We start from the raw sequence: 5,193 nt of genomic DNA, 5'->3' as shown, positions 1-5,193 counted from the left end.
GGGGTGAGGAAGTCGGCGGTCCAGCGGGGGGCGAGGGCAGAGCGGATCACGAGGGCGGAGACCGGGTCGTCGGCCGCCCGCCGCCGGTACGCGGGCAGATGGGTCTCCAGCCAGGCGCACTCCCCCGGGTGCGCGGCGGTGGCCCGCTCCAGGAGCAGCAGGCTCGCAAGGGCTTCCGCCAGCGGCGAGACGACGAACCGGCTGCCGGCGAGCGTGTCCGCACTGACCTGCCACCAGCCCATGCCCGTCACCGCCCGTTCTCCGCCGGCCCCGCCCGGTCGTGCCGACCCGCTCAGCCGTGCCGCCCCGGCTGCTCCGTCCGCCCCGGCTGCCCCGGTTCAGGAGACCCCGGGCCGCCCTCCCCACCCCAGGCTTTCGCGTCCGCGCGAAACAGTAACGGCCCCGGCGACGGCCTCCGGAGACTCCCCCCATGCGCAGCTACCGCGAACTGTTCCGCACCCCGGAGTTCACCCCCTTCTTCGCGGCCGTCTCCGTCCAGACGGCCGCCCAGACCGCGACCGGCCTGGCCCTGGGCACCCTCGTGTACACCCGGACGGGCTCGCCCCTGCTGTCGGCGCTGGCGATGTTCGGCCCGTCGCTGGCCCAGGTGGCCGGGGCGCTCACCCTGCTCTCGGCGGCGGACCGGCTGCCGCCGCGCGCCGCGCTGACCGCGCTCGCCCTGCTGTCGGCGTCGGCCGCCTGCGTCCAGGCCCTCCCCGGGCTGCCGTTGTGGGCCGCGTTCGCGGTTCTGCTGGTGATGGGGGTGGCGGCGTCGCCGGGCGGGGGCGTGCGGTACGGGCTGCTCAACGAGATCGTGCCGCGCGAGGGGTTCCTGCTCGGCCGCTCGGTGCTGAACATGACGGGCGGCGCGATGCAGGTCTGCGGATTCGCGGTGGGCGGGGCGCTGGTGGCGGTGTTCTCGGCGCGCGGCACGCTGCTGATCGGGGCCGCCCTGTACGTCGTCGCGGCCGCCGTGACCCGGCTCGGGCTGACCGCCCGACCGCCCAGGGCCACCGGCCGCCCCTCGGTCCGGGAGACCCGGCGGACGAACGCGCTGCTCTGGTCTTCCACACCTCGCCGGTACGTGTTCCTGGCGCTGTGGGTGCCCAACGGGCTCGTCGTCGGCTGCGAGTCCCTGTACGTGGCGTACGCGCCCGGGCACGCCGGGCTCCTCTTCGCCGGCGGGGCCTTGGGGATGCTGGCCGGGGACACGCTGGTCGGGCGGTTCGTCGCGGCCCGGTGGCGGGCGCGGCTGGGGGCCCCGCTGCGGCTGCTGCTGGCCGCGCCCTATCTGCTCTTCGCCCTGCGCCCGGGGCTGCCGCTCGCGCTGGCGGCGGTCGTCCTGGCGAGTGTGGGCTTCGCCGCGAGTCTGCTCCTCCAGGAACGGCTGCTGGCCCTCACGCCGCCCGAGCTGAGCGGCCAGGCGCTCGGGCTCAGCTCCTCGGGGATGCTCGCGATGCAGGGGGTGGGCGCGGCCGTGGCGGGCGGCATCGCCCAGCTGACCTCCCCCGCGACGGGCATGGCAGCGGTCGCGGGCCTCTCGGCGGCGGTGACGCTGGCGCTGGCCCCGGGGCTGCGTACGCCGGCCGACGCGGACGGGGGCAGACTGCTCGGAGCGGACGGATCACCGTCACCGCGAGCGTCCCGGACACCCCGCACGGAAGAGACGACATGAGCGACGACGCCAGGCCCAGCCAGAAGGAAGCCATGCTCTCCGGCGAGCTGTACCTCGCCGACGACCCCGAACTGGCGGCGGAGGCACTGCACGCGGCCGTCCTGAGTGAGCGCTACAACGCCACATCGGCCGCCGATCCCGAGGCCCGGCACGCCGTGCTGGCCGAGTTGCTGGGCGAGGTGGGCGAGGGCGTGGAGGTACGGCCGCCGCTGCGGGTCGACTACGGCTACCGGATCACCATCGGCCCGCGTACGTTCATCAACTTCGGCGCGGTCCTCCTGGACGTCGGCCGGATCACCATCGGCGCGGACGTCCAGATGGGCCCGAACGTCCAGCTGCTCACCCCGACCCACCCCGTCGACCCCGAGCCGCGCCGCGCCAAGTGGGAGGCCGCGGAGCCGATCACCATCGGCGACAACGTGTGGCTGGGCGGCGGGGCTATCGTCTGCCCCGGGGTGACGATCGGCGAGAACACGGTGGTCGGTGCGGGGGCGGTCGTCACGAAGGACCTGCCCGCCAATGTGGTGGCGGTCGGCAACCCGGCCCGGGTGATCCGGAAGATCGGCGAGGAGGAGGCGTAACCCCCGGCGCCCCACGCACCCCGGCGCTCTGCATGCCCCGGCGCTCTGCATGCCCCGGCGCTCTGCATGCCCCGGCGCTCTGCATGCCCCGGCGCTCTGCATGCCCCGCCGCTCTGCATGCCCCGGGGCTTTGCGTGCCCTGGGGCTTTGCGTGCCCTGGGGCTTTGCGTGCCCTGGGGCCCACGCCCCGGCGCACCGGAGATCTGTGCACGCTACGCCCCCCGCCAGGCCTCCGTGACGCACGAGACCTCGAAGTGCCACCAGCCCTCGTCCCGGCCCCGGGCCAGCAGCGCCTTGACCCCGCGCAGGTCCGCGCCGCCGGGCACGGTCAGTGCGACCAGCGGGAAATCGGCGCTGAAGACCTCGCCCGTGAGCCCGAAACCGGCGAGCCGCTCGTGCACGGCCCGTACGTCGGGCCCTAGCGGACCGTCCGGCAAAGGCAGCACCCGTACGGTGCAGTTGCCGGAGTCCCGCACCCGGCCGGCGGCCCAGTGCACCCCGTCGCCGTCGGTCCGAAACCGTACGGTCTCGCCCTCGGCGACCCCGTCCCGGAGGAAGGGCACGTTGTCCACCCGCGCGGTGTCCGGGCCGAGCCGCGTCGCCCACAACCCCTCGGTCTCGTACGGCACGAGCCGGTCCTCGCGCGGGACCAGACGGAACCAGACCTTGATCTGATCGGCTTCGCGGGGCGGGCGCTGCGGACCGACGGGGGAACTCATGGCCCCATGGTCCCCCGTGCTCGGCGCGTCCGCCTGTCCACCGCCACGACCAGGCACGACGTCAGCTTCTGAAGTCAGGAGCCGCCCCCACCGCGTCGGAGCCGTCAATTTCCGCACATTCAAGGCCAGTTGTTGGATTCAGTGGCATCTTCCGAGGCTCCTGATGCACACCTCTTGACGCGTACAGGCCCACGGGGGAAACATCACCGTAACGAGAGAGCGCTCTCCCGCTAAGCCTCCCCCCAGGCTCTCTCGCCCGTTCGTCGTGCACACGTACCACGACCCAGGAGACGTACCTCATGCATGCTCCCCCCACTCCCTCCACTCTCCCCACCGCACCACGCACCCGCCTCCGCGCCCGCGCGCTCGGATTCGCCGCGCTCGCCGTGGCGATGCTGATGTCCGTGCCCACGGCCCAGACCGCGTTCGGCGAGGAGGCCAAGGCCGTGCCGGGCGGCGGCGACCTCGGCCCCAACGTCCATGTCTTCGACCCGTCGACGCCCGACATCCAGGGCAAGGTCGACGAGATCTTCAAGAAGCAGGAGTCCGCGCAGTTCGGCCTCGACCGCCACGCGCTGATGTTCAAGCCGGGCACGTACGACGACATCAACGCGCAGATCGGCTTCTACACGCAGATCGCGGGTCTCGGCCTCAACCCGAACGACACCACGTTCAACGGCGATGTGACGGTCGACGCGGGCTGGTTCGACGGCAACGCGACGCAGAACTTCTGGCGTTCGGCGGAGAACCTGACGCTCAACCCGGTCTCCGGCACCAACCGCTGGGCGGTCTCCCAGGCGGCGCCCTTCCGCCGGATGCACGTCAAGGGCGGGCTGAACCTCGCGCCCGACGGTTACGGCTGGGCCAGCGGCGGCTACATCGCCGACTCCAAGATCGACGGCGAGGTCGGCCCGTACTCGCAGCAGCAGTGGTACACCCGCGACAGCTCGGTCGGCGGCTGGGGCAACGGCGTCTGGAACATGACGTTCTCGGGCGTCGAGGGCGCACCGGCCAACAGCTTCCCCGAGCCGCCGTACACCACGCTCGACACCACCCCCATCTCCCGCGAGAAGCCGTTCCTCTACCTCGATGGCGCCGACTACAAGGTCTTCGTCCCCGAGAAGCGCGAGAACGCGCGCGGCGTCTCCTGGGCCGACGGCACTCCGGCCGGCGAGTCGATCCCGCTGGACCAGTTCTACGTCGTGAAGGAGGGGGCGGACGCCGCCACCATCAACGCGGCCGTGGAGCAGGGCCTGCACCTGCTCTTCACGCCCGGCGTCTACCACATCGACGAGACGATCACCATCAACCGCGCGGACACCGTGGCCCTCGGCCTCGGCCTGGCCACGATCATCCCGGACAACGGGGTGACCGCGATCAAGGTCGGTGACGTGGACGGCGTGAAGCTCGCGGGCCTGCTGGTCGACGCGGGCCCGGTCAACTCCGAGACGCTGATCGAGGTCGGCCCCGAGAACGCCTCGGCGGACCACTCGACCAACCCGACCTCGCTCCAGGACGTGTTCGTACGGATCGGGGGCGCGGGCCCCGGCAAGGCGACCACGAGCATCGTCGTGAACAGCGACGACACGATCATCGACCACACCTGGGTGTGGCGGGCGGACCACGGTGAGGGCTGGGGCTGGGAGACCAACCGGGCCGACTACGGGGTCCGGGTGAACGGCGACGACGTGCTGGCGACCGGGCTGTTCGTGGAGCACTTCAACAAGTACGACGTGGAGTGGTACGGCGAGCGCGGCCGCACGATCTTCTTCCAGAACGAGAAGGCGTACGACGCCCCGAACCAGGAGGCGATCCAGAACGGCGACACGCAGGGCTACGCGGCCTATCGGGTCGACGACTCGGTCGAGCAGCACGAGGGCTGGGGCATGGGCAGCTACTGCTACTACAACGTCGACCCGACGATCATCCAGGAGCACGGCTTCAAGGCGCCGGTGAAGCCCGGCGTGAAGTTCCACAGCCTGATCGTGGTCTCGCTGGGCGGCAACGGCCAGTACGAGCACGTGATCAACGACGTGGGATCCCCCACCTCGGGCCCGGACACGATCCCGTCCCAGGTGGTGAACTTCCCGTAATACGGGAGCTGTACGGGAGCGGGGGGGCCCGCGCCCGGGGGCCGCCCGGCCCCCCCCCCCCCGGATAAGCAGGGTGAAAGGTTAAGACGTAGAATACATGGCCCCACGCCACAGCAGGCCAGAGG

General features: G+C 72.1%; 4 protein-coding genes and 1 pseudogene. 3 read left to right on the top strand and 2 right to left on the bottom strand.

The features are described 5' to 3' along the window. Window positions 1-242, bottom strand: a pseudogene (locus JS521_RS30205) (transcriptional regulator); the annotation flags it as partial. A 188-nt stretch (window positions 243-430) separates the two neighbouring features. Here JS521_RS30205 and JS521_RS30200 point away from each other — a divergent pair. Then, window positions 431-1,675, top strand: coding sequence for an MFS transporter (locus tag JS521_RS30200; RefSeq protein ID WP_205086117.1), 1,245 nt, complete (start codon window positions 431-433; stop codon window positions 1,673-1,675). Beyond that, the gene (locus JS521_RS30195; RefSeq protein WP_205086116.1) at window positions 1,672-2,256 is read left to right on the top strand and encodes a sugar O-acetyltransferase; all 585 of its coding nucleotides are present in this window, start codon (window positions 1,672-1,674) and stop codon (window positions 2,254-2,256) included. The genes JS521_RS30200 and JS521_RS30195 overlap by 4 nt, the downstream gene beginning before the upstream one ends. A gap of 212 nt (window positions 2,257-2,468) precedes the next feature. Here the strand turns inward: JS521_RS30195 and JS521_RS30190 are convergent, their stop codons facing one another. Continuing rightward, window positions 2,469-2,975 carry a DUF4265 domain-containing protein gene (locus JS521_RS30190; protein ID WP_205086115.1) on the bottom strand — a complete coding sequence of 169 codons (507 nt, stop codon included), beginning with the start codon at window positions 2,973-2,975 and terminating at the stop codon, window positions 2,469-2,471. A gap of 299 nt (window positions 2,976-3,274) precedes the next feature. Here JS521_RS30190 and JS521_RS30185 point away from each other — a divergent pair, with 299 nt between their 5' ends. Next, window positions 3,275-5,068 carry a pectate lyase-like domain-containing protein gene (locus tag JS521_RS30185; protein ID WP_205086114.1) on the top strand — a complete coding sequence of 598 codons (1,794 nt, stop codon included), beginning with the start codon at window positions 3,275-3,277 and terminating at the stop codon, window positions 5,066-5,068. Window positions 5,069-5,193 lie beyond the last annotated feature (125 nt).

The organism is Streptomyces durocortorensis, assembly GCF_016901035.1.
GTDB lineage: Bacteria > Actinomycetota > Actinomycetes > Streptomycetales > Streptomycetaceae > Streptomyces > Streptomyces durocortorensis.
This window is presented reverse-complemented; position numbering and strand designations above follow the sequence as displayed.

Coding starts and splice junctions, on each gene's coding strand:
- JS521_RS30190 (WP_205086115.1), bottom strand. CDS start 2,975: ATGAGTTCCCCCGTCGGTCCGCAGCGCCCGCCCCGCGAAGCCGATCAG.
- JS521_RS30195 (WP_205086116.1), top strand. CDS start 1,672: ATGAGCGACGACGCCAGGCCCAGCCAGAAGGAAGCCATGCTCTCCGGC.
- JS521_RS30200 (WP_205086117.1), top strand. CDS start 431: ATGCGCAGCTACCGCGAACTGTTCCGCACCCCGGAGTTCACCCCCTTC.
- JS521_RS30185 (WP_205086114.1), top strand. CDS start 3,275: ATGCATGCTCCCCCCACTCCCTCCACTCTCCCCACCGCACCACGCACC.